This is a genomic window from Bacillus sp. Leaf49 (assembly GCF_001426125.1).
In the GTDB taxonomy this organism is placed as follows: Bacteria; Bacillota; Bacilli; order Bacillales; family Bacillaceae; genus Bacillus; species Bacillus altitudinis.
Map to the genome: position 1 here is coordinate 21,411 of NZ_LMRK01000026.1, position 24,885 is coordinate 46,295.

Below are 24,885 nucleotides of genomic sequence, written 5' to 3' on the forward strand. Positions count from 1 at the left end.
ACTTTGTTAAAAATGAATACACATGAAACATACGGCTCCATCCAAAGTCACTGTTTGCTGTAAAAATCTCGTTAGAAAATATTCCATTATTTTCTTATTTTCGCCTCATTTATGCTAGAATCCGCTTTAGCTCAATCATTAGAAGAGGAGGTTCTTCATGATCACATTCGAAGAAGTCAACAAGCATTACGGCCAGTTCCATGTACTTAAGGACATTAACCTACATATTCAAAAAGGTGAGGTTGTTGTGATCATCGGTCCTTCAGGATCTGGAAAAAGCACGATGCTCAGGTGTATCAATCGTCTTGAAAGCATTGATGAAGGAAAAGTCCTTGTCAATCAAGTGTCTGTTCAGCATCCGAAAACCAACATCAATCTCATCAGGCAAAATATCGGGATGGTGTTTCAGCACTTCCATCTTTATCCGCATAAGACGGTGCTTGAAAACATTATGCTTGCGCCGATGAAGGTTAAAAAAGTGAGCAAAGAAGAAGCAAAGGAAACAGCTGAATTTTATTTAAATAAAGTTGGCATTCCTGAAAAAGCAGACACCTACCCTTCTAGACTCTCAGGAGGACAACAGCAGCGTGTGGCAATCGCAAGGGGACTTGCAATGAAGCCTGAGGTCATGCTTTTCGATGAACCAACATCAGCTCTTGATCCAGAGATGATCGGTGAGGTGCTAGATGTGATGAAACAGCTGGCTAGGGAAGGGATGACAATGGTCGTTGTCACGCACGAGATGGGTTTTGCCCGTGAAGTCGCAGACCGTATTGTGTTTATTGATGAAGGAAGAATTCTTGAAGAATCTACACCAGCTGCCTTTTATGAAAAACCGCGCGAGAAACGCGCTCAGCTCTTTTTAAGCCGTATTTTAAATCACTAGGGGGAATGAATTTGATGAAAAAAATGAAACGCTTTGGCCTATTACTGTTGATGACTTGCTGTATGATCGCTCTCGCTGCCTGCGGCTCTGCCGAGAAAGGCTCAACCGATGCAAAACAAGGCAGCTCATTAGAAGCCATTAAGAAAGACAAAAAAATCGTTTTCGGTGTGAAAAACGATACTCGTTTATTTGGTCTAAAAAATCCTAGTAGCGGGGATATTGAAGGGTTTGATATCGATATCGCAAAAGCGATCACTAAAGAAATGCTCGGTGATGAAGGAAAAGCAGAATTTAAAGAAGTGACATCTAAAACAAGAATTCCTTTACTGCAAAAAGGAGATATTCATGCCATTGTTGCCACAATGACGATCACAGAAGAGCGTAAAAAAGAGGTCAATTTCTCAGACGTATACTTTGAAGCAGGACAATCACTGCTTGTGAAAAAAGGCAGCGACATTCAATCGATTGATGATCTTAAAAAAGGTACGAAGGTGCTTGCAGTGAAAGGGTCCACTTCTTCTCAAAACATTCGCGAAAAGGCACCAGAAGCATCCGTTTTAGAATTTGAAAATTACCAAGAAGCCTTTACAGCCTTAAAATCAAATCAAGGGCAAGTTCTGACAACTGATAATGCAATTTTATTTGGCATGGCAGACGAAGATTCAAATTATGAAGTCGTTGGTGGAACATTTACCGATGAGCCTTATGGCATCGCTGTGAAAAAAGGCGATGAAGAATTGACAGAAGCCATTAATAAAGCGTTAAAGGCATTAAAAGACAATGGAGAGTATGACAAGATTCATAAAAAATGGATCAAAGAATAATCAATTGACTCGATCAACCTCAACACCCTCAGGAGAGCCGCTTGCCGGCTCCTCTGTTGATTAGGAAGGAAGTGAACTGATTGCTGCGGTTTTCCATTTTAACTGAGAACTTCCATCTTTATTTAGAAGGGTTTAAATATACGATTGGTGCAAGTGTCATTGCGTTGATTGGAAGCTTTTTCATCGGTACACTCATTGCCATCATGAGAATTGCGCCACTAAGGCCGCTCAACTGGTTAGGGACGGCTTATGTGGAATTTATTCGGAATATTCCGTTATTATTGATCACCTTTGTGTTCTTTTTTGGTTTACCGGTACTTGGCATTGTGGCAGATGGCTTTACAGCAGGAACCATTGCCCTCTCCATTTATACGTCTGCTTTTATCGCTGAAGCCATTCGTGCAGGTATACAAGCTGTACCGCTTGGACAAATGGAAGCTGCTAGAGCTTCTGGTCTGTCATATGGCGGAACGATGCGATATATTATTCTGCCGCAGGCCATCAAAATTGTCATTCCACCACTTGGGAATCAATTTATCAACCTTGTGAAAAACTCGTCTATTTTAGGTGTCATTGCAGGGTTTGATCTGATGTACCAAGGAGACCTTATCGCTTCGAGAACGTTTGTGACATTTGATGTATACATTTTTGTTGCTATGTTCTATCTTCTATTGACCATTCCGCTTAGTCTAGGCGTTGGGTATTTAGAAAAAAGATTAGCCCGAAGCCACTAGAAAGGAGGAAACACAATGGATTTTATAGGTGCCTACCAGCCCGATCATCTCGCCTTTTTACTTGAAGGATTTGCTGTCACCTTAAAAGTGGCTTTTATCTCCATCATTTTAAGCTTTATCATCGGATTAGTCGTTGGCACATTGAGGTTCGCACAAATCCCTATTTTATCAAAGGTGCTTGCGGTCATTGTTGAAACTGTTCGGAACCTACCGCTTTTGCTGATCATCTTTTTTACGTATTTCGCCCTGCCTGAAATTGGTATTAAGCTGAGCATCACGGCCTCTGCCATTGCGGCTTTAACCGTGTTTGAATCCGCCATGCTGTCAGAAATCATTCGCAGTGGGTTAAAATCAATTGATAAGGGACAAATCGAAGCGGCCAGATCCTCTGGCTTAACGTATATTCAAACGTTAAAAATGATTATCATGCCACAGGCGTTACGCCGAATGGTCCCGCCGATTGTCAGCCAATTTATTTCTCTTTTAAAAGATACATCGCTTGCCGTTGTGATTGCCCTTCCAGAACTATTGCATCACGCGCAGATTTTAAATGGTCAAAGCCAATCTTATTTACTTCCTATTTTCCTCTTGGCCGCCATGATGTATTTTGTTGTGAACTTCAGCTTGTCTATACTTGCACGGAGATTAGAGTACAGGCAGGCATAAAAAAAGGACATCCGCTCATGGTGGATGTCCCTTTTTGTTTAAAGCATTCGCATAACTCGTTTTCTCATCTTTTTCATATCCCGCTTAGATGGCATATCATATCGACTTGCAAAGTGATATGCGAGTGCACCTGCACCAAGCGTTAATAGTGAAGAAGTCATTTTGCCCATTCGAAATTCCCCCTTAACACTTATAGTTGAATTGAACGTTCATCGTCACTAAACAGGTCGTCTAAACTGCTTAGTGTACCGTCTTCCTCCACTTGGTGAGTAGATATTTTGCCTTTTGACAGTGTCAATTCAATAAAACAGCCCCAGCAATAATATTGATTGACCCCAATTTTTCCGATGTCTTTACATTTGCAATTTGGGCAAATGAGCATATTCAGCACCTCTTTACGTTCGGTTTAGAACAAGTGCTTCCTTTTGAACATCCATCAAGGTTCCGGCAGCATGCAGCTGCTTTCGAATACCTGATAGCTCTGTAAAGAAGCCGTCCGAGAGTTCATATGCTACGATTGTGCCCGAATTCATGCAAAAGTATACATCTTCCAAAACACCTAATGTTTCACCATCTGGCGTACGGATCATTTTCTTTTTTAATTTCGAAAAGAAAAAGGATGGGGCGGTGGTATCTATCTCGATGCCCTTCTGGCAGCTCACATATAGACCTTTGTCTGTCAGTTTGTCGCCAGCTGAGAATGGAATGAAAGCACAGTCTTTCTTTTTCCCATCTAAAACATATCCCCCGCAGCTGCCGCCGGCTAAAAAGCAAATATCTTTGATCGCCCCAAGTGAATAAGACAGCTCGTCTGTATAGATCGTCAGTCCTTCAAGCTCTCGACATGTTCTCAAAATGTGATCAACCACCTTTTCGGAACAGTCTTATCGTGTGCGTTTCCTCTATGACTCATACGAAGAAATGGCTTCCATGAAGGAAGCCATTTACTCTTGCATAAAATCAAACGGAGTGATTCCCTCCATGCCAATATTGGCATCGTGTACGCTGAAAGGAAGTTCTTTTTGGAGGGCTGCTAGCTCAGCGTCCATGATTTCTTCCGTTTCAGTAAGACGCATGGTTAAAGACGTTTGTCTGAGGGAGTCTTCATTATTTTTCACGCCCCACTCTAATGCTGATTCCTCGCCGCACAAAATTAAAAACTTTTTACTTCGTGTAATGGCCGTGTAAAGCAAATTTCTTCGAAGCATTCGATAATAACTTCTCACGACTGGCAGCACCACGATTGGGAATTCACTGCCCTGGGATTTATGAATCGAGCAACAATAAGCGTGTGTAAATTGATGAAAATCTTTTTTCGTAAACGTGATTTCATTTCCATCAAAGGAGATGACCGCCATATCTTCTTTTTCTGTGTTTTCTTTCGCATAAAAGATCGAGACAATTTCGCCAATATCTCCATTAAAAATGTTATTCTCGGGCTGATTGACAAGCTGAAGTACCTTATCACCTGTCCGGTAGACGACATCACCAAAAGGAATTTCTCTTCCTTTTGGCTTTTTAGGATTCAAAATTTGCTGAAGCATTTTATTCAGTTCATTAATGCCTGCTTTTCCTTTATACATCGGGGCAAGTACTTGAATGTCCTTTGCTGAATACCCCTTTTGAGCAGCATTGCTGACCACTTTCTCGATGACTTCTTTCATTTGGTCACTAGAGCATTGAATAAAGGATCGATCCTTCGAGCGTGCAGTAATATCCTTTGGCAAAACACCATTTTTCATATCATGCGCAAGCTCAACAATTGTTGAACCGTCTGCCTGCCGGTAAATATCAGTTAGTGTAACTGCCGGTATAGCTTGTGACGCAAGCAGGTCTCTTAACACTTGACCAGGCCCGACAGATGGAAGTTGATGTTCGTCTCCAACCATAATGACTTGAATATGATCTGGGATCGCCTTAAACAAATGGTTCGCCAGCCAAATATCCAGCATACTCGATTCATCAATGATGACAAGCTTTCCTTCAATCGGCTGGTCTTCATCATGTGAGAAGCCTTCTGATCCATTCCAGCCTAGCAGCCGGTGAATGGTCACAGCAGGAAGTCCAGTGGATTCTGTCATTCGTTTCGCAGCACGTCCAGTTGGTGCGGCAAGCACGAACGGAAATGCTTCATCTTTTTTATAATCACCCGGGTCAAGAGAAACGCCGTGAAGATCGCTGTAAAGCTCGACAATCCCTTTAATGACCGTCGTTTTCCCTGTACCCGGTCCGCCTGTTAAAAGCAGCATTGGAGACATGAGTGCCTTTTGAATGGCTTCTTTTTGGGTTGGTGCATACTGGACACCAAGCCGTTCCTCCAGTTCACCGAGTGCAAGCAGAAATTCTGATTCAGGAAATTGATCTGCATATTCTGTTTGAGAGACAATTTTTTGAATACGTTTTGCCACACTTTGCTCCGCATAAAAGAGCGACGGATGATAACAGCGATCATCTTCAATGATCATGTCTTTCCCTTCACCAAGTGCAATGATCTGATTGGCAACGTCCATTTCAGTCACTTTGTAGTCATTGCCTGTTTGATTCAGCAATTTACGGGTTTCGATGATCAGATCTTTCGTTTGTATGTACGTATGACCGTCTTGCAGGCTTGCTGTCTCAACGGTATACAAAAGGGCTGCACGAATGCGTTCTGGATCATTTCCAGATATCCCTGTTCTAGCGCCGAGTTCATCTGCTTTAATAAATCCAATCCCCTCGACGTCTTTGACGAGCTGATAAGGATTTTCTTCAATTTTCTGCAACGTTTCACTCTCGTACGCTTGGTAAATCTTCATACTAAGCTGAGGACCAAAGCCATATTGATTCAGGCTGATCATGATTTGCTCAAGCCCTTGATGCTCCTGAAGTGCGGCAGCCAGCTTATCTGCCTTCTTTTTTGACAGGCGAGGGACGTCATACAACACAGACGGATCACGCATAATTTGATGAAGCGTCTGATTGCCTAACTTGCCGACGATTTCTTCCGCCGTCTTTTTCCCAATCCCTTCAAACAAGTCACTAGAGAGATAATGAATAATGCCTTGTTTTGTTGTAGGGACTTCCTTTTGAAAATGAGTGGCTTGAAACTGCTCGCCAAACTTCGGATGACTTGTGACCTTGCCATAGAAGGTGTAGGTTTCCTCCTCATGAAGCGCTGGGAAGTAGCCTGTGACAGATGCTGTTTTTTCCTCTAAATTCTCTGATGTTTCAATCACTTTTACTTTTAACACCGAGTATAAATTACTTTCATTATGGAAAATAACGGCTTGAACCGTCCCTTTTAAAAACGGTTCGTCTTCAAGCTTCATTTGATCTGGATGTTCCTGCACAGGTCTTCCCTCCTTCCGGTTATTCTGCCTCTTGAATTAGCTTTTGCGCATGCAATGCAAGCATATGATCAGGCTGCACGTCAATGGCTTTTCCTAGCATTTCAAGCGCTTCGTCCTTTTTCTCTAAATACGCATACGCAACGCCTGCATTATAAAAGGCGTCTGCATGCTGCGGATCTCGCGTAATCACTTCAGTAAAGACTGCGACCGCTTCCTCCAGCAGATGTTCATTCGCTAAGCACATGCCAAATTGAAATCTTGCTTCGTTATCTTCTTCGTTTAGCTCAACTGCACGCTGAAGATAAGGCATCGCAAGCTTCGGCTGCTCTAATTTCATCAGTGTCTGCCCTAACATATAAAACAAATCACTGTTTTCCATTCCAGCTTGTAGCGCTTGCTCAAAATAGTCTTTCGCTTTCATAAAGTCTTCTTTCATCGTGTAGACATTTCCTGCCCCATAATAAGCTGCAGCTGCTGTATGATCAAGTTCAATGGCTTTTTGAAAGAAGTTCAATGAACGTTCAAATTCATGAACACTTGAAAGTAAATTCGCAAAGTTAATATATGGAACCGGGTCCTTTGGGCTTTCTTCAATGGCTTTCGTAAAAGCTTCAGCTGCCTGTTCGATGTTCCCTTGATTTAAAGCTTCAATACCGATTTCGTTATGATTCATTCGCTCTCTTCATCCTTTCATTAAAAAACCTCAACAGCGACGTTGAGGTTTTTAACACATGTTACACATACGACAGCTTTTGGCCATCTTTAAAGACATCGTCAATGGTCCCGCCGCCAAGACATTCTTCGCCATCATAAAAAACAACAGCTTGTCCTGGAGTGACAGCACGAACGGGTTCATCAAAGATCACCATTGCTTCCTGCTCACCTGTCATTTTGACTTTTACATGATGGTCTTCTTGACGGTATCGGAATTTTGCTGTGCATGTGAGTTCACCGTTTTCGCCGACAATATGAGGACGAGTCCAGCTGATGTTAACAGCTGAAATACTTTCAGAGTATAAAAGCGGATTGTGGAAGCCTTGTTCAACAAATAAGATATTTTTCTCTAAGTCCTTCCCAACAACGAACCACGGATCACCGCTTCCGCCAATGCCAAGTCCTTGGCGTTGACCGATCGTGTAATACATCAGTCCATCATGTTCACCTTTTACTTCTCCGTCCATTGTCTGCATCACACCGGGCTGTGCAGGCAAATATTGGCTAAGGAACGTTTTAAAGTTTCTTTCCCCAATAAAGCAGATGCCCGTAGAATCTTTTTTCGTTGCTGTTGCGAGCTCTGCTTCTTTCGCTAATTCACGCACTCTTTTTTTCTCTAAATCGCCGATTGGGAACAACACTTTATCAAGTTGTTCTTGAGTCAGTTGATTCAAGAAATAAGTTTGGTCTTTGTTTATATCAAGACCTCTTAGCATTTTGACTTCATCGCCGGTTCTGTCGACACGGGCATAGTGGCCTGTTGCCAAATAATCCGCTCCAAGCGACAATGCATGCTCAAGAAATGCTTTGAACTTAATTTCTTTATTACACATGACATCTGGGTTCGGCGTTCTGCCTGCTTTATATTCATCAAGAAAATATTGAAACACTTTGTCCCAATACTGTTTCTCGAAATTCACTGCATAATATGGGATTCCAATCTGGTTACAAACACGAATGACATCCTCATAGTCCTCCGTTGCTGTACATACACCATTTTCATCTGTGTCATCCCAGTTTTTCATAAATATGCCGATCACATCATAGCCTTGCTCCTTTAGCATGAGCGCAGCAACTGATGAATCGACGCCTCCGGACATACCGACCACAACTCTTGTGTCTTCAGGTCTTTTTGTCATCTTCATCAACTCCAATTTCAATGAAACAACGTGCGCGTTTCGTTCTTCAGGTGCCTAGCTGTTTCATTTTTCACACACGAACAAAAGGGAGCATTTATTTGGCTAGGCGTTTCACGACAGCCGCTATCTTATGCGCCGCCTGCTTCACATGTTCCTCTTCATTTCCAAGACCGAAGCTAATTCTGACTGAGGATGTCAGCTCTTTTGCTTCTTCACCATACATGGCGCTTAATACGTGCGAAGGAAGGACAGATCCAGCCGTACATGCTGACCCGCTTGAAACAGCAATCCCTTCCATATCTAAGTTCACAAGTAACGATTCAATAGAAACGCCCGGGAAGTGGACATTTAAAATATGCGGCAATGTCTCTTTCGGATGTCCATTGATAGAGAAATTGAGTGATTCCTCTTCGAATACTTGCAGCATCGCTTCTTTGAGCTTACCATAATGCACTGCTTTTTCTCTTCTATTTTGCTTTGTTAATTGAACTGCTTCTGCAAGTCCAATGATTCCCGCCACATTTTCAGTACCAGCACGGCGTTTTCTTTCTTGTTCTCCTCCGAATAGCTGCGGAGAGAGCTTCACACGTTCGTTGACGTATAAAAAGCCTGTTCCCATCGGACCATTTAGTTTATGGCCAGAAGCAGATAAGAGATCAATATGAAGATCTTGTACATCAATTGACACTGTTCCAAATGCCTGTACAGCGTCTGTATGAAAATGAGCAGCGTGATCATGCAAAAGTTGACCAATTTCTTTGATTGGCTGGATCACACCCGTTTCATTATTGCCATACATGATGGTCACAAGAATTGTATCGTCTCTTAGTGCTTGTTTTAATTGATCAAGATGAATCAATCCAGTGTGATCCACATCTAAATACGTCACATCAAAACCAAGCTTCTCTAAGCGTTCGCATGTATGCAGCACTGCATGATGCTCAGTTTTTGTTGTGATGATATGTTTTCCTTCATGCTGCCTTGCCATTGCAACACCTGTAATGGCCAAGTTGTCTGCCTCTGTTCCCCCGCTTGTGAGGATGATCTCCTGCTGCTTACAGTGTAATTCTCCTGCAATGACTTCCCTTGCTTCATCGAGCCACTTTCTTGCCTCGCGCCCATATGAATGAATACTAGAGGGATTGCCAAATATCTCTGTAAAGTAAGGCATCATCTTGTCCACAATTCGCTGATCCATCGGCGTTGTGGCTGCATGATCTAAATAGATACGTTCCATTTCCGGTACACCTCTGATCTAAATATAGAACATATACGCCTCTTGATCCTCGTCATCTTTATAACTTGCCAAGTCTTCAAGAGTTGTATTGTCTAGTACGTCTTTTACTGCATCACGAATACGAATCCAAAGTGCACGCTTTGCTGGCTCTTCGTTTTCGATCACTTCAACAGGACTAATAGGTCCTTCTAATACACGAATAATATCACCGGCTGTAATCTCGTTTGGCTCATGGGCAAGCACATAGCCGCCATACGCTCCGCGGATACTTTTCACAAGACGTGCATTGCGAAGTGGTGATACAAGCTGCTCTAAATAATGCTCAGACAAATCATTGTTTTGAGCGATTGATTTTAATGATGTAGGGCCTTCGCCATGTTTTTTGGCTAATTCGATCATGATCGTCAGACCATATCTGCCTTTAGTAGAAATTTTCAAGTTAAACACCTCTGCGTTTTCTATTTCTATGTCATCAATTATTTTTCTGATTTCATATACGCTTATATAGACCAAAAGCAATTATATCATACTTTTAGCCAACTTTCATTTGCGGGTTCTGAGCTCAAAACGAGGACGCATCCCTTTTCTATTTGAAGAAATTTCGGTACTCTATACAAACAAGACATTGCTTTAGGAGAGATAATCATGAAACCTTTAGCGTATCGGATGCGCCCAAGTCATATTGGAGACATTATTGGGCAGGAGCATCTCGTTGGAGAAGGTCAAATTATTAGACGAATGGTCGAGGCAAAACATTTGTCCTCGATGATTTTATACGGACCGCCGGGAATCGGCAAAACATCCATTGCAACTGCAATCGCTGGCAGTACAAGCATTGCCTTCCGTACATTGAATGCGGTGATTCATAACAAAAAAGATATGGAAGCTGTCGCCGCTGAAGCGAAAATGAGTGGTCAAGTCATCTTGATTTTAGACGAAGTCCACAGACTCGATAAAGGGAAGCAGGATTTCCTTCTTCCGTATTTAGAAAATGGCATGATTATTTTAATTGGCGCGACAACAGCTAATCCGTATCATGCGATCAACCCAGCCATCCGCAGCCGGACACAAATATTTGAGCTGAAGCCGCTGGAAACAGAACAAATCAAAGCTGCATTATCTCGGGCTTTACAGGATGAACATCGCGGGCTTGGCGGTTATTCGGTCAAAGTTGATGAGGAGGCAATGAATCATTTTGCAAATGGATGCGGAGGAGATGTGCGTTCCGCTTTAAATGCGCTTGAACTAGCCGTTTTATCGACAAAATCGGATGAATCTGGACAGATCACGATCACTCTAGCTGCAGCAGAAGAATGTTTACAAAAAAAGAGCTTCTCGCATGATAAAAACGGTGATGCCCATTATGATGTCCTCTCGGCTTTTCAAAAATCCATTAGAGGGTCTGACGCAGATGCGGCACTTCATTACCTTGCAAGACTCATTGAAGCGGGAGACCTTGAAAGCATTTCGAGACGATTACTTGTGATGGCTTATGAAGATATTGGCTTAGCCAGCCCGCAGGCAGGGCCACGTGTGTTAAGCGCTGTTCAAACAGCTGAGAGAGTTGGTTTCCCAGAAGCACGAATTCCACTCGCTAATGCCGTGATTGAACTGTGTCTTTCTCCAAAGTCAAACTCCGCTTACCAAGCGATTGATGCGGCACTGCATGATATTCGCACGGGGAAAATGGGTGAAGTTCCCGTTCATTTAAAAGATGCCCATTATAAAGGGGCAGCTGCACTTGGAAGGGGCGCCGATTACTTATATCCGCACGATTATGAAAATGGCTGGGTGAAGCAGCAATATTTACCTGACCCGCTGAAAAACAAGCAATATTATGAACCAAAGCAAACTGGAAAATTTGAAGGTGCGCTAAAGCAAGTGTATGAAAATTTAAGAAGGCAAAAATAAAAACAGCCCCCTGCTCTAAGCAGGCGGGCTGTTTATTTATCTTTCACACGTGTAATCGGAATGTCTTTTAACAGTTTCATAATGACATGACCACCCATGATCAGGCCAGCCACAGATGGAACAAACGCATTGGATGATGGCGGCATTTGTGCCTTACGAATTTTCGCTTCATCATTTCCAACTTCTTTTCTCACATCTTCACGAATGACAATCGGACTTTCATCAGAGAAAATAACTTCAATTCCCTTACGAATGCCTTCCTTCCGCAGGCGTGTTCTAACGACTTTCGCAATTGGGTCTGTATGTGTTTTCGAGATGTCATCAATTTTAAAACGTGTCGGATCTGTTTTATTTGCAGCACCCATACTCGAAATAATGTTCACATCGCGTTTCAGGCACTCTTTCATTAAATGAATTTTATAATGAATTGTATCTGATGCATCAATGACATAATCAAGTGGATACTCAAAGAATTGTTCATATGTTTCTTCTGTATAGAACATTTTGAGCGCAACAACTTCACATTCTGGGTTAATGTCAGCAATTCTTGCCTGCATTAAGTCAACTTTAGGCTGACCAACCGTTGATAGCAAAGCTGGCAGCTGCCTATTTACATTTGTAATATCAATATCATCTTTATCAACAAGAACAATACGGCCAACACCTGAACGAGCAAGGGCTTCTACTGCAAAAGAACCTACGCCGCCTACTCCAAGCACTGCAACTGTACTGTTTTTTAATATATTTAAGCCTTCCTTGCCAATGGCAAGCTCGTTTCTTGAAAACTGATGTAACAAGTGCCTCACTCCACCTTTATTTAAAATGAATCGAAAGAATCATATCATATTCAGCGTTCTCCGTCATCCTTCTCAAATAGAAAAAAACACAAAAAAGTCCCGATCACGCCGCCAGCTTCTCCTTCGTTTTGAACCCCGCACCATGCAGGTGGGTGCTTTCTTCCTCACTTTATAAGTCCTCAGAAGAGGCATTTATGCAGAAAGGAAAGGCAAGCTCCCGTAGAAAAAAATGTTCGGTCAAAACTAGGTAACCACCGTACGTATCAGGACTTTATTTATTGGTTGATGAAAGCATATCATAGGCATGTCCCTTTTTCAAGCGTTTACATGCCTATAAACATGCGCCTATTTTACTGTTTTACTTTTGTTTTAATAGCCAAACTCAGTTCATCTAGCTGCGCTGCGCTTACAGTGCCAGGAGCATCTGTGAGAACACAGCTTGCACTTGCCGTTTTCGGAAACGCAATGGTATCTCTTAGGTTAGATCGGCCGGCAAGCAGCATCACTAAGCGGTCAAGTCCAAGCGCAATTCCGCCGTGCGGAGGCACACCATGCTCAAATGCATCAAGAAGGAAGCCGAACTGATCGTACGCTTCTTCTTTAGAAAAGCCAAGTAAACCAAACATTTTCTCTTGAATGTCCTTTTCAAAAATACGAATAGAACCTCCGCCAAGCTCATAGCCGTTCAGCACAAGATCATACGCTTGAGCTTTCATATCTTCTGGACTTGTTTCAATTAATTCAAGATCATCCCGAACTGGCATTGTGAAAGGATGATGGGCAGCATAGAAGCGGCCTTCTTCTTCATCCTTTTCAAGCAGCGGCCAATCGACAACCCATAAGAAATTGAAGACAGATTCATCGATGAGTTTAAGCTCTTTGCCAAGTTTTAAGCGAAGTGCGCCAAGCGCATCATGGACAACAGACGTCTTATCTGCAACAAAGAGTAAAAGGTCGCCTTCTTCAACTTGAAGCTGTTCTTTTAATTCTGCTTGTTTTGACTCATCAAAGAATTTAGCGATTGGTCCTTTTAACTCTGTCCCTTCAGCTTTTAGCCAAGCAAGACCTTTTGCACCATAGTTCGCTGCAAATGCACCAAGTGCATCGATGTCTTTTCTTGAGTAGTTTGCTGCAGCCCCTTTGACATTAATGGCTTTGACAGCTCCGCCATTGTTTACAGCACCGCTGAAGACTTTGAAATCTGAGTCTTTTACCGTGTCTGAAATGTTGACAAGCTTCATGTCAAATCGGGTATCTGGCTTGTCAGAACCATAGGAATTCATCGCTTCATCGTACGTCATACGAGGTAATGGCAATGTCAGGTCAACACCTTTGACATCTTTCATCACCTTTGCCATCATCTCTTCAGCAAGCGTCATGATGTCTTCTTGGCTCATAAAGGACATTTCAATATCGACTTGTGTAAATTCCGGCTGACGGTCAGCACGCAAGTCTTCATCTCTAAAGCAACGAGCGATTTGATAGTAGCGGTCCATCCCAGACACCATGAGCAATTGCTTAAATAATTGCGGAGACTGCGGCAGCGCATAGAATTCTCCTTCGTGTACACGGCTTGGCACAAGATAGTCACGCGCACCTTCTGGCGTACTTTTTGTTAAAATTGGCGTTTCAATGTCTAGAAAGCCGTGATCATCTAAGAAATGGCGGAATGCTTTTGTGACTTCATGTCGCATTTTCATCGTTTCAAACATCGCAGGACGGCGAAGATCTAGGTAGCGGTATTTTAAGCGCACATCTTCTGATACCTCATCTGCTTGATCAGAAATTACAAATGGAGGCGTCTTGGCTTCATTTAAAACAGTGACTGTGTCAACTTGAATTTCAATTTTGCCTGTTTTTAAATTTGGGTTGATCGTGGCTTCTTCTCTTGCGACCACTGTCCCTTTAATATCAAGGACATATTCATTCCGAATCGATTCTGCTGTCTCAAGAGCCTCTTTTGATTGGTCTGGATGAAAGACAACTTGCACAATGCCTGTACGATCACGCAGGTCAATAAAGATTAATCCGCCAAGGTCACGACGTTTTTGTACCCATCCTTTTAATACAACGGTTTGACCGATTTGGTCTTCTGTTACTTCTCCACAATAAAAAGTTCTACCAAACACAAACATTCCACTCCTTCTTTACGCTTTCTGGTGGGCTTTCATCATTTGAATCAGCTCATCAAGCTTCACTTCAATTTGTTCACCCGTTGTCGTATCTTTTACGTTTACAATTTGCTGCGCTAGCTCATCTTCACCAAGAACTGCAATAAACTTGGCTTTCAAGCGGTCTGCCGCTTTAAATTGTGCTTTTAGCTTTTTCCCTGTATAGTCCATTTCACTTGAAATGCCTTCTTTTCTTAGGCGATTCAATAAGCCAACAGCATAATCTTTTGCTTGATCTCCTAATGCCGCAATATATAAATCAATGCCGTCTTGAACAGGAAGCTCGATCTTCTCTGCATCAATCGCTGATAGGAAACGTTCAATACTCATCGCAAAGCCGATACCTGGTGATTCAGGACCGCCAATTCCTTCAACAAGTCCATCATAACGGCCGCCGCCGGCTAATGTTGTGATCGCACCAAAGCCTTCTGCATTACTCATAATCTCAAAGGCAGTGTGATTGTAATAATCAAGACCGCGCACTAAGTTCGGATCGACGACATATTCAATGCCTAGATCGGTTAAGTATTGTTTTACTTTTTCAAAATAAGTCCGTGATTCTTCATTTAAGTAATCTTGAATGGATGGTGCCGTTGCCATCAGTTCGTGGTCGCGGTCCTTTTTACAATCAAGAATACGCAATGGATTTTGATGCAAACGAATTTGGCAGTCATGACAGAATTCATCAATTCTTGGTTCAAAGTGCTCGACAAGTGCTTGACGGTAATCTGCACGGCTTTCTTTGTCACCAAGGCTGTTAATGACGAGTTTTAAGTTGGAAAGACCCGCTTTCTCATACACACTCATCGCTAATGAAATGACCTCTGCATCAATGGCAGGATCTTTTGAACCGATCGCTTCAATTCCGAATTGATAAAATTGACGATATCTTCCCGTTTGCGGACGCTCATAGCGGAACATTGGTCCAATGTAGTACAGCTTTGTAGGCTGTGCAGGCTGTGCAAACAGTTTATTTTCAACATAAGAACGGACAGTTGAAGCTGTTCCTTCTGGGCGAAGTGTGATGCTACGTCCTTTTTTGTCTTCAAATGTGTACATCTCTTTTTGAACGATATCTGTTGACTCACCTACTCCTCGTGCAAACAGTTCCGTATGCTCAAAAATCGGTGTGCGGATTTCTTTGTATTGAAAGGCTGCACATGTATCTCTCGCAATTCGTTCAACATACTGCCAGCGTTCTGATTCTCCCGGTAAAATATCCTGTGTGCCTCTTGGAATATTAAAACTCATTTTTCGTCCTCCTACGACCATCATTCATTTTTTATGTGGACATATAAAAAACCCCCGCCTCTACTATGTGTATAGTAGGGACGAGAGTTATACCCGTGGTGCCACCCTAGTTGGAACATGATCTAGCCATGTTCCCGCTCAAATCCTTAACGCAGATTCACGTTCTCCGCCTAATGACTCATTTTTTGAGTGTTCAGCAGGAAACCTACAGAGTGTTCTTTCGTGATAAATGCCATGCGGATTCGCTTTCAGCCTAAGGCGATTCCTCTCTGCTCACGCAATTTACCCTACTATTCTCTATCATCAGTTCCACATTTTAAATTTTCAAGTGTGTTGATTTATATTATAATAAGGTCGGTGCTGCCACTCTGTCAACCCTTGCCGTGTCTCTTTTTCTTTTCCAGCTCTTCTTTTGACGTGCATCCGTATTCAGATGCTGCTTCTTCAAGGAAGCCTGGTTGATCCATTTCGTCGTGCTGCCAGCGATCGATATCACGATGTCCATTATATTGCACTCGTCCTAATTTTCTGCTTAATCTCATGTTTGTACATCCTTTTATCACATTTTTATCTAGTATAAACAGATTGATTCATTTTTATTAGGGAAACCGCAAGGAATTCATCCATTACATAACGAATTAACATTCATCGGTTTTACAAGGGAGGGGAAAACACCGTTTTGAATCTGAAAACACACCATCACATGATGTTGCTGCTCACCTGTTTTGTCCTCATTGCCAGCACTTGGCCAATGACACATGCGACGGCTCAAACAGATCAAGCTGTCGTTGCAACAGATGAAATCAATGTGCGAACCGGACCTGGTTTAAGCTACGGGATCGCAGCAGTTGTGAAACGAGGAGAAAGCTACCCGATTCTCACTGAACAAGGAGAATGGGTACAGATCGGGCTATCGAACGGACAAAAAGGCTGGGTCGTCTCATGGCTGATTACCAAGTCATCTGATGCACAAAAGCCTGCTAAGCAAAAGACGCAAGGTCAAAGTACGCAAGGAAGCAGTTCGATTACGTCAACAGCCTCCGACCTTCGCATTCGGACAGGCCCAGGGACTTCCTATCAAGTCATTGGCACTTTTCCGCAGGGCGCTTCCGCTAAAAAGCTGGACACAAGCGGCGAATGGACAAAAATATCGTACAAACAAGCGGAAGGCTGGGTCCACTCTGATTATATTTCTGGCGGACAAAACGCTTCTTCATCCAGATCAGCTGAGCCCGCTCGTTCTAAACAGTCCGGCACAGTTGGCGTATCAAGCTTGAATGTTCGAAAATCGGCGGCACCAAACGCACAAGTGGCCGCTTCACTTTCCCGCAACACTCAAGTCACCATTTTAAGGGAGCAAAATGGCTGGTATGAAATCGAAGCAAAAGGCGTTAAAGGCTGGGTTGCAAGTTATTATATTGTCTCAAACCAAGGAACAAGTGCAGCACCTGAAAAGAATTCTTCCTCTTCGTCATCTCATCAGAAAGCGTACATCGTTTATGATGGAACGAATATTAGAAAAAGCGCTTCTACCTCTGCTGGAATTGCAGAAAGAGCAACAAAAGGAGCTGCTTATCAAATTGTTCGTACGCAAGGTGACTGGTACGAGGTGACATTATCAAACGGCGGAACAGGCTACGTGGCGAGCTGGGTCGTTCAAACAAAGAAAAATAGCAGCGAAGCACCAAGACCTCAGCAGGATTCATCGTCTGGCACTGGATCTTTAAAAGGCAAAACAATTGTTCTTGATCCTGGCCATGGCGGAAAAGACAGCGGCACGATCGGCGCAGACGGTGCATTTGAAAAGAATATCACGATCAAAACCGCTCATTTGCTGGCGGGTAAGTTAAGAGCTTCTGGAGCAAATGTCTATTTAACAAGAAGTGATGATACATTCATCAGCCTTCAATCGAGGGTTGCCACTTCACATTACCGAAATGCAGATGCATTTATTAGTCTTCATTATGATAGCTTTATGGACCCAAGTATCAGAGGGAGCACCGCATATTATTATCAGGCATCCAAAGATCAACGTCTGGCGACAAGCGTTCATACTGAAGTCGCAAAACGATCACAGATCCCTGATAAAGGAGTCAAATTTGGAGATTATTTTGTTTTAAGAGAAAACAAGCGCCCTTCCCTTTTATATGAACTCGGCTATTTAAGCAATCCTCAAGAAGAAGCGATCATTTATAGCGCCTCTTACCAAGAACGAGTGACAGAAGGAATGACAGAAGGATTAAAACAATATTTCCGATAGAAAAAAGAGGCCGCTGCGCCTCTTTTTTGTTTGATCGCAAAAGAAAAAGACTCTAAACAAACTCTCAGCAAGAGTTTATCTACAGTCTAATGTCTTTCTATTCTTTGCTGTCCATCAACATGGTGACAGGCCCCGAATTGGTCAATGAGACGTCCATCATCGCCCCAAAACGTCCAGTTTCAACATGGATGCCCTTTTCTCTAAGCGTTTCATTGAAGCATTCGTAAAGTGAATTCGCCACATCCGGTTTGGCAGCTTTCATAAAGTTCGGCCGTCTGCCTTTTCTCGTATCACCATAAAGGGTAAATTGAGACACAGACAGTACACTTCCTTTTACATCTAACAAAGAATGATTCATTTTCCCGTTTTCATCTTCAAAAATACGCAAGTGTGCGAGCTTTTCAGCTAAGTAATGCACATCTTCTTCTGTGTCTTCATGTGTAACCCCAACGAGCACCATATAGCCTTCATTGATGGCACCTGTGATCTCTTCTCCTACTTTCACAGATGCACTCGTCACACGCTGAACAACAAGCCTCATAGACGATATACTTCCTTTCTAATTCATGAATCGGCGAACAGAGTAAATGTCTTTGATTTGTTTAATGCGTTCTACCACTTTGTGCAAATGGTTAATATTTTGGATAAAGATCGCCATATGGATCGTCGCCACTTTGTTACGATCAGACTTACCAGAAACCGACGAGATGTTCGTTTTGGTTTCGTTGACTGCTTGAAGCACCTCATTAAGTAAGCCGCGTCTGTCATATCCTAATATCTCAATTTCCACATTGTATTCTTTACGGTTTCGAGCAGGCTGTTCATGCTCCCACTCAACCGGGATTAACCGCTCCTGCGCTTCTCCTGTCTTCACGTTCGGACAGTCATCACGGTGAACAGATACGCCACGGCCTTTTGTAATAAAGCCAACAATGCTATCACCAGGAACAGGATTACAACACTTAGATAAACGGACAAGCAAGTTATCAATGCCTTTCACTCGCACGCCAGCTTCCCGTTTTTTCCCGTGATATGGTTTTGACTCTACAGACACTTCTTGAACGGTTTTCTCTTGTTCTTCCTGATCTCTTTGTTTTCTTTCTTTTTCCGTTAAACGATTCGCCACTTGGAGTGCCGTAATTCCGTTATAACCAACGGCTGCATACATGTCCTCTTCATTTGAGAAATTAAATTTATCAGCCACTTTTTGCAGATTTTCAGCGGTCAAGATGTCTTTAACATCGAACTCAAGGTTTTTGATTTCTTTCTCCACAAGTTCTCGGCCTTTTTCGACATTTTCTTCACGGCGCTGTTTCTTGAAAAACTGTCTGATCTTGTGCTTCGCTTGGGAGGTTTGGGCAAGTTTGACCCAATCCTGGCTTGGTCCATAGCTATGCTTAGATGTCAGAATTTCAATAATGTCACCTGTTTTTAGCTTATGATCAAGTGTGACCATTTTACCGTTGACCTTGGCTCCGATTGTTTTATTCCCAATTTCCGAATGAATCCGGTATGAGAAATCAATTGGAACAGAACCAGACGGCAGCTCTATGACGTCTCCTTTTGGTGTAAATACAAACACCATATCAGAGAAAAGATCAATTTTTAACGATTCCATAAATTCTTCCGCATCTGTGGATTCATTTTGGAATTCAAGGATTTCTCTAAACCAAGACAGCTTCTTCTGGAAAACGGCTTCTTCCGTCGATTCTGCTGACTCTTTGCCTTCTTTATACGCCCAGTGTGCGGCAATTCCGTATTCCGCAATTTCGTGCATTTCCACTGTACGAATCTGAACTTCAAGCGGGTCCCCTTTTGGACCAATCACCGTTGTATGAAGAGACTGATACATGTTCGGCTTTGGCATCGCAATATAATCCTTAAATCTGCCTGGCATCGGCTTCCAGCACGTATGAATAATACCAAGTACCGCATAGCAGTCTTTAATGCTGTCAACCAAAATACGTACAGCCAGCAAATCATATATTTCATTAAACTGCTTATTTTGCATGACCATTTTGCGATAAATACTATAAATATGTTTCGGTCTGCCGGAGAATTCAGCCTTAATGTTCACCTCAGACACGCGGTCTTTTACTTCATTGACAACCTCGTCCAAGTATTCCTCACGTTCCGCTCGTTTACGCTTCATGAGATTCACAATCCGGTAGTATTGCTGAGGATTTAAATAGCGGAGGGCTGTATCTTCAAGCTCCCACTTAATCTTTGAAATCCCTAATCTGTGCGCTAGCGGTGCAAAGATCTCAAGGGTTTCATTTGAGATTCTTCGCTGCTTTTCCTGCGGAAGGTGTTTGAGTGTTCTCATATTGTGGAGACGGTCTGCCAGCTTAATTAAGATGACGCGAATATCCTGCGCCATTGCAACAAACATTTTACGATGGTTTTCAGCCTGTTGTTCTTCTTGTGATTTATATTTAATCTTTCCGAGCTTTGTCACACCATCAACAAGCATGGCTACTTCTTCGTTAAAATGCTCTTTTAAATCTTCTAATGTCACATCCGTGTCTTCGACAACATCATGCAAGAAGCCGCCAGCAATGGTCGAAGGGTCCATTTCAAGATCAACAAGAATTCCCGCCACTTGAATAGGATGGATAATATAGGGCTCACCGGATTTCCGGTATTGCTCCTTGTGAGCATTTTCAGCATATTCGTATGCACGCTCTATAAATTGAATATGTTCAGCGGACAGGTATTCTCTTGCCTTATCAATGACCTGCTGCGCCGTTAAAACTTGTTCGTTCGCCATGGAATCACCTTTTTAAATGAAAACTGTATTGTAGTTTATTATCAAGAAAAATTCGATAGATGTAAAGAGAAGAAGTCCGCTAAAAGATTTTTGATAGGAAAAAAGCACCCTTCTTACTGAGTGCTTTTTGCGTAAAACTCCATTAGTATTGCATTAACGTCAAGATGTCGTAACCGTCAAGCTTCTTTCTGCCATCAAGATACGTCAGCTCAATTAAAAATGCAATCCCTGCCACAACGCCGCCTAATTCCTCAACCAGCTTGATGGATGCTTCAATCGTTCCACCTGTCGCAAGCAAATCATCTGTGATCAGTACACGCTGACCAGGACGAATTGCATCTTTATGAATCGTTAATACATCTTTACCGTATTCCAAACCGTAATCGACTTTGATGACTTCACGAGGAAGCTTTCCTTCTTTACGAACTGGGGCAAAACCTACACCAAGTGCGTATGCTACAGGGCAGCCAATAATGAATCCACGCGCTTCAGGTCCAACAATGAGATCAATGTCTCTTTCCTTCGCGTATTCAACGATTTGATCCGTTGCATAACGGTACACTTCGCCTTTATCCATTAACGTTGTAATATCTTTAAATTGTACACCTTCCTTTGGGTAGTCAGGTACAACTGTCACATATTGTTTTAAATCCATCTTTTCCTTTTCCTCCTCGTACGTCAAAGCACAGGTGAGACTTCGCTCATCATGCTATTCAGCCATTCCTTCAGCTCTTTGGCTGAGGAATATGTTAGTGTTTGATCGAGTTCCATCAATCGTTGTTTTGCTGTATAAGACGATGATGCGGTTAAATCTTTTTTAGGGGCATCACGCACTATTGACAGCACACCATTCTCTATTTTAACAAAACCGAGTTCAAAAAACACCTTTGTCATAAAAATGATTGTATCTTTTGTCCAACCTCTATGTTTGGCAAGCTCCATGCCTTGTTCTTTAATAGGAAAACTTCCCCGTTTGAACAAGAACCCATAAAACCATTTGAATTGATCACGGCTCGGGAATGAGGACATAAAGTGATCTTCTTTCCGCTGAAACACCGTATAAATTCTTGCTGGTTGTTGATTTTCTAAAAGCAGCTTGAGCAAGTGTTCATCGGCAGGAACATCGGCAAAGATCACATACTTTTCCTGCACATCAAACGTGGATACATTTTCTGCATCAATAAGATGAATCGGAATATCCACTAGCTCCGATTGCCTTTTTGTTTCTTCGTCAAAACAGAAGACCATCGTTTTTGCTGGATCAAGTGTTGATACTTTCCTTTCCCAATCTTTTTTCCCGCGTAAATCAAACAGCTGCCATTCATCGACTCTAGCGTCTTTTAGCATGAGCTGAGGTTTCTTTCGGTTATTCCATTCATTAATCGAGACCTCGCCAACGACAGAAATTAGACTCCCCGGGACAAGTTCTTCTTTTAGTTTGCCTTGGTGAAAACCGACACAGTCGAGCAGCTTGTCTTCGTCTTTTAGTGACATTTTAATGTGATTTTGATTGGCCCCGATCGTTCGGATGTCTTCAAGCTGGGCGTCTTCAATCATAATGAACGGCTTAGGATTCTGCATGCCAAACGGGGACAGCAGTCCCACCTCTTCAATGGCTTGCACCGTCATTTCGTCCACTTTACATACTGCATCGACCCGTTGAATTGGAATAAAATCTTCTTCTGTCAACGTTTCATTAGCATATTGATTCAATCTTTCCCTAAGTAAAGGAACATCATCCGCTTGAAGTGTCATTCCTGCTGCCATCGGGTGTCCACCGAAATGCGGCAGGATGTCACGGCACTTGCTCAAATGGAAAAATAAATCAAAGCCAGGAATACTTCGTGCTGACCCTTTCGCCATCTGCGTTTCTTCGTCTATTCCAAGCACAATCGCCGGACGAGAAAATGTATCCGTCAATTTTGAGGCAACAATGCCGACAACGCCTGGATTCCAGCCAGCTTTTGCTAAGACGATAGCGGACTGGTCAGCGCCTGTCTCTTCGACCATTTGAATGGCTTCTTCCGTGATCGTACTCACAATTTTCTGCCGTTCTTTGTTCAATTCTTGTACAAAACGAGCGAGTTCTTCCGCTTCATCCATATCCTCAGTCATGAGAAGATGAACAGCCGGATCTGCCTGCTCAATTCGTCCAACAGCATTCAGCCTTGGCGCAATTTGAAAGCCGATCGTTTCCTCATTTGCTTCTTCAAGAGTGGCGCCTGCTTCTTTTAATAACGCTTTTAACCCAGGCCGTCTAGATTGACGAAGCTGCATTAGGCCTTTTTTGGCAATCCATCTATTTTCATCATGCAACGGGACAAGATCCGCAATTGTACCGATTGCAGCAAGATCTAATAATTCTACTGGGAGTTTACCAAGGAGTGCATGTGCCACTTTAAACGCAACACCGACACCCGCCAGCTCTTTAAACGGATACTCACACCCAGGCTGCTTAGGATGTACAATCGCAAGTGCCTCAGGCAGTTCCTCGCTTGGTTCATGGTGATCTGTGATGATCAGGTCTAATCCTATTTCTTTTGCAATACGTGCTTCATTTACAGCAGCGATCCCTGTATCCACGGTGATAACAAGCGATGCTCCTTGCTCTTTGATATATCGGAAAGCCTGTTCATTTGGCCCATATCCTTCTTTAAATCGATCTGGAATATAAAAGTCTACCTTCGCAGATCGTTCTTTAAGTGTATGTAAAAGTACAGACGTACTTGTCACACCATCTGCATCATAATCTCCGAAGATCACAATCGATTCCTGCTCTTCGATCGCTTTGTTGATGCGCTCTACTGCTTCTTTCATTCCTTTTAATAAGAATGGATCATGAAATTCGGCTTTTTGATCAAATAAAAAAGACCTCGCTTCTTCTACTTCTTCGAGCCCTCTTTGTACAAGAAGTGATGCAGTCAGCGCTGAAATATTCAGATTTTCAGAGAGTGATTTCACTTTTTCTTCGCTAGGATGTTCATATTCCCAACGCATTTTGGATAATAACATAAATTCACCCCTCAACCACACTATTATACTAGAGTGGACTGAGGGGTTTCAATTTTTATTTTATGAAATTGTACTGGAAGATTATTTTTCCTTCCGGTCAAAAGACGCTGGCTGTTCTTTTAAAGGTGTGACATTCGTTTTCTTTTGAACGTCCTTGTCTACCTTTTTTGGAGAAGCAGTAGGGGCAGTCACAGTGGCCGCACGTTCAGCTTTTAATGCTTTTAATTCACGTTTCAGTTTCACAATTTGGAAAATCCCCGCAAAAGCCACAATGAGTCCGCCCATCAGAACAGAACCGATAATGACAAGGATCAGCGGCCATTCAGCCGTTCCAAATAAGTAGTCTACCTGTACAGGCCGCACGTTAATAACAGCAAATACTGAGACAATTAATACGAAAATAAATGCGAGTATGATGGTCCATTGTTGTTTATTCATCTACAAATCCCCCAAGCTTTTTCTTTTATTCTTCCCTCTTTCTTGTCCTTTTTAAACACCGAAAGAACATGGCGGAAGGTTTTCTATCAGCATGGGCGCTTAGCTGCTGAGTTTTTCTTTAATGAGGCTCTTTAATTCTTTTCTTTCTCCAGAGATGACAAGGGTGTCTCCTTCTTCAATCACCGTATCTGGTCCTGGATTTAAAATTTTCTCATGTGATTTTCTCACAATGGCGATGACTGTTACTTGATAGTTTTGGCGAACACTCAGGTCTCCGATCGTCTGGTTAACAGCCGGTGCGTTCTTTTCAATCTTAAACCATTCAATGATGAGTTCATCAATGGCCACCTCCACTGTCTCAAGCGCTTTTGGTTTATAGACCATGCCGCCTAAAATAGCCGAGATTTGTCTTGCTTCTTCATCGCTAAGCAAGATACCAGAAATACATTCTTCGTGATCATCTTCTTGAAAATGATACATCTCTCTTCTGCCGTCATCATGTGTGATAATGGCAAGTTTCTCATTATTTCTTGTGATCATTTCGGCTTTGTGACCGATACCTGGCAGTTCAGTTTCCCGAACCTTCATAACAGCCCCTCCAATAAATAAAAGCCAAATGCCCCAAACGGACACTTGCTTTCTATACTGATCTAAACGTATGTCATTATAGCAAAAGACCATTTCAAGATCAATGAAACCCGAAATGTTTTTACATATCATCTTATTGCTGTGACGATGACAAGTAT

24 protein-coding genes, 1 other RNA gene and 1 other annotated feature are annotated in these 24,885 nt (G+C 42.5%); of the genes, 6 read left to right on the forward strand and 19 right to left on the reverse strand.

Going from position 1 to position 24,885, the window contains the following annotated elements:
• The first annotated feature begins 157 nt into the window (after window positions 1-157).
• From ASG46_RS19545 to ASG46_RS19560, 4 genes are all read left to right on the forward strand, one after another.
• Window positions 158-886 (forward strand): amino acid ABC transporter ATP-binding protein, encoded by a 729-nt coding sequence (locus ASG46_RS19545; RefSeq protein WP_007501456.1) that lies wholly within the window; start codon window positions 158-160, stop codon window positions 884-886.
• 14 nt (window positions 887-900) lie between these two features.
• Entirely contained in the window at window positions 901-1,710 is an 810-nt protein-coding gene (locus ASG46_RS19550; protein WP_008342689.1) for a transporter substrate-binding domain-containing protein, read from the forward strand.
• 80 nt (window positions 1,711-1,790) lie between these two features.
• Window positions 1,791-2,444 (forward strand): amino acid ABC transporter permease, encoded by a 654-nt coding sequence (locus ASG46_RS19555; RefSeq protein WP_007501460.1) that lies wholly within the window; start codon window positions 1,791-1,793, stop codon window positions 2,442-2,444.
• Window positions 2,445-2,459: 15 nt separating this feature from the next.
• Complete coding sequence (locus ASG46_RS19560; protein ID WP_008342693.1) at window positions 2,460-3,110, forward strand: amino acid ABC transporter permease; 651 nt, start codon at window positions 2,460-2,462, stop codon at window positions 3,108-3,110.
• Between the two features lie 38 nt (window positions 3,111-3,148).
• Here ASG46_RS19560 and ASG46_RS20840 read toward each other — a convergent pair whose 3' ends face one another.
• From ASG46_RS20840 to cymR, 8 genes are all read right to left on the reverse strand, one after another.
• Window positions 3,149-3,280: a YrzQ family protein gene (locus ASG46_RS20840; RefSeq protein WP_008342695.1), complete on the reverse strand. Its 132-nt coding sequence runs from the start codon at window positions 3,278-3,280 to the stop codon at window positions 3,149-3,151.
• A 20-nt stretch (window positions 3,281-3,300) separates the two neighbouring features.
• Window positions 3,301-3,492 carry a hypothetical protein gene (locus ASG46_RS19565; RefSeq protein WP_003216308.1) on the reverse strand — a complete coding sequence of 64 codons (192 nt, stop codon included), beginning with the start codon at window positions 3,490-3,492 and terminating at the stop codon, window positions 3,301-3,303.
• A 13-nt stretch (window positions 3,493-3,505) separates the two neighbouring features.
• Window positions 3,506-3,964, reverse strand: coding sequence for a PRC-barrel domain-containing protein (locus ASG46_RS19570; protein WP_008342703.1), 459 nt, complete (start codon window positions 3,962-3,964; stop codon window positions 3,506-3,508).
• A 90-nt stretch (window positions 3,965-4,054) separates the two neighbouring features.
• Window positions 4,055-6,439, reverse strand: a complete 2,385-nt coding sequence (gene recD2, locus ASG46_RS19575) for an SF1B family DNA helicase RecD2 (protein ID WP_017358107.1) — start codon at window positions 6,437-6,439, stop codon at window positions 4,055-4,057.
• 19 nt (window positions 6,440-6,458) lie between these two features.
• Complete coding sequence (locus ASG46_RS19580) at window positions 6,459-7,112, reverse strand: tetratricopeptide repeat protein (protein ID WP_017358108.1); 654 nt, start codon at window positions 7,110-7,112, stop codon at window positions 6,459-6,461.
• Between the two features lie 61 nt (window positions 7,113-7,173).
• On the reverse strand, window positions 7,174-8,292 hold the full coding sequence (gene mnmA, locus ASG46_RS19585; protein ID WP_017358109.1) for a tRNA 2-thiouridine(34) synthase MnmA: 1,119 nt from the start codon (window positions 8,290-8,292) through the stop codon (window positions 7,174-7,176).
• A 94-nt stretch (window positions 8,293-8,386) separates the two neighbouring features.
• On the reverse strand, window positions 8,387-9,529 hold the full coding sequence (locus tag ASG46_RS19590) for a cysteine desulfurase family protein (RefSeq protein ID WP_025207703.1): 1,143 nt from the start codon (window positions 9,527-9,529) through the stop codon (window positions 8,387-8,389).
• 18 nt (window positions 9,530-9,547) lie between these two features.
• Window positions 9,548-9,967 carry a cysteine metabolism transcriptional regulator CymR gene (cymR, locus tag ASG46_RS19595; RefSeq protein ID WP_008342713.1) on the reverse strand — a complete coding sequence of 140 codons (420 nt, stop codon included), beginning with the start codon at window positions 9,965-9,967 and terminating at the stop codon, window positions 9,548-9,550.
• A gap of 207 nt (window positions 9,968-10,174) precedes the next feature.
• Here cymR and ASG46_RS19600 point away from each other — a divergent pair, with 207 nt between their 5' ends.
• Window positions 10,175-11,440 carry a replication-associated recombination protein A gene (locus ASG46_RS19600; RefSeq protein ID WP_056705823.1) on the forward strand — a complete coding sequence of 422 codons (1,266 nt, stop codon included), beginning with the start codon at window positions 10,175-10,177 and terminating at the stop codon, window positions 11,438-11,440.
• A 32-nt stretch (window positions 11,441-11,472) separates the two neighbouring features.
• Here the strand turns inward: ASG46_RS19600 and ASG46_RS19605 are convergent, their stop codons facing one another.
• From ASG46_RS19605 to ASG46_RS21045, 5 genes are all read right to left on the reverse strand, one after another.
• Entirely contained in the window at window positions 11,473-12,237 is a 765-nt protein-coding gene (locus ASG46_RS19605) for a tRNA threonylcarbamoyladenosine dehydratase (RefSeq protein ID WP_008342718.1), read from the reverse strand.
• Between the two features lie 92 nt (window positions 12,238-12,329).
• A non-coding RNA gene (gene ssrS / locus ASG46_RS20845) (6S RNA) lies at window positions 12,330-12,510 on the reverse strand.
• Window positions 12,511-12,587: 77 nt separating this feature from the next.
• A complete protein-coding gene (aspS, locus tag ASG46_RS19610; RefSeq protein ID WP_026050119.1) occupies window positions 12,588-14,366 on the reverse strand; it encodes an aspartate--tRNA ligase in 1,779 nt (592 codons plus the stop codon).
• An 18-nt stretch (window positions 14,367-14,384) separates the two neighbouring features.
• Window positions 14,385-15,659 (reverse strand): histidine--tRNA ligase, encoded by a 1,275-nt coding sequence (hisS, locus tag ASG46_RS19615; RefSeq protein ID WP_056705826.1) that lies wholly within the window; start codon window positions 15,657-15,659, stop codon window positions 14,385-14,387.
• A 73-nt stretch (window positions 15,660-15,732) separates the two neighbouring features.
• Window positions 15,733-15,972: a binding site (T-box leader), on the reverse strand.
• Window positions 15,973-16,030: 58 nt separating this feature from the next.
• Window positions 16,031-16,201 carry a YrzK family protein gene (locus ASG46_RS21045; RefSeq protein ID WP_162242784.1) on the reverse strand — a complete coding sequence of 57 codons (171 nt, stop codon included), beginning with the start codon at window positions 16,199-16,201 and terminating at the stop codon, window positions 16,031-16,033.
• A gap of 137 nt (window positions 16,202-16,338) precedes the next feature.
• Between ASG46_RS21045 and ASG46_RS19620 the strand changes: the two genes are divergently transcribed.
• On the forward strand, window positions 16,339-17,919 hold the full coding sequence (locus tag ASG46_RS19620) for an SH3 domain-containing protein (RefSeq protein ID WP_056705828.1): 1,581 nt from the start codon (window positions 16,339-16,341) through the stop codon (window positions 17,917-17,919).
• 97 nt (window positions 17,920-18,016) lie between these two features.
• On the opposite strand, the gene dtd is transcribed toward ASG46_RS19620, so the two are convergent.
• The 6 genes from dtd to ASG46_RS19650 all read right to left on the reverse strand — a co-directional run bounded on the left by dtd (window position 18,017) and on the right by ASG46_RS19650 (window position 24,727).
• A complete protein-coding gene (gene dtd, locus ASG46_RS19625; protein WP_007501479.1) occupies window positions 18,017-18,460 on the reverse strand; it encodes a D-aminoacyl-tRNA deacylase in 444 nt (147 codons plus the stop codon).
• 18 nt (window positions 18,461-18,478) lie between these two features.
• A complete protein-coding gene (locus tag ASG46_RS19630; RefSeq protein ID WP_008342726.1) occupies window positions 18,479-20,689 on the reverse strand; it encodes a RelA/SpoT family protein in 2,211 nt (736 codons plus the stop codon).
• A gap of 142 nt (window positions 20,690-20,831) precedes the next feature.
• Window positions 20,832-21,344 (reverse strand): adenine phosphoribosyltransferase, encoded by a 513-nt coding sequence (locus ASG46_RS19635; RefSeq protein ID WP_008342729.1) that lies wholly within the window; start codon window positions 21,342-21,344, stop codon window positions 20,832-20,834.
• A 23-nt stretch (window positions 21,345-21,367) separates the two neighbouring features.
• Window positions 21,368-23,701 (reverse strand): single-stranded-DNA-specific exonuclease RecJ, encoded by a 2,334-nt coding sequence (recJ, locus tag ASG46_RS19640; protein WP_056705833.1) that lies wholly within the window; start codon window positions 23,699-23,701, stop codon window positions 21,368-21,370.
• Window positions 23,702-23,782: 81 nt separating this feature from the next.
• Window positions 23,783-24,139: a LapA family protein gene (locus ASG46_RS19645; protein WP_025207709.1), complete on the reverse strand. Its 357-nt coding sequence runs from the start codon at window positions 24,137-24,139 to the stop codon at window positions 23,783-23,785.
• A gap of 99 nt (window positions 24,140-24,238) precedes the next feature.
• Entirely contained in the window at window positions 24,239-24,727 is a 489-nt protein-coding gene (locus ASG46_RS19650) for a cation:proton antiporter regulatory subunit (RefSeq protein WP_008342734.1), read from the reverse strand.
• Between the last annotated feature and the right edge of the window lie 158 nt (window positions 24,728-24,885).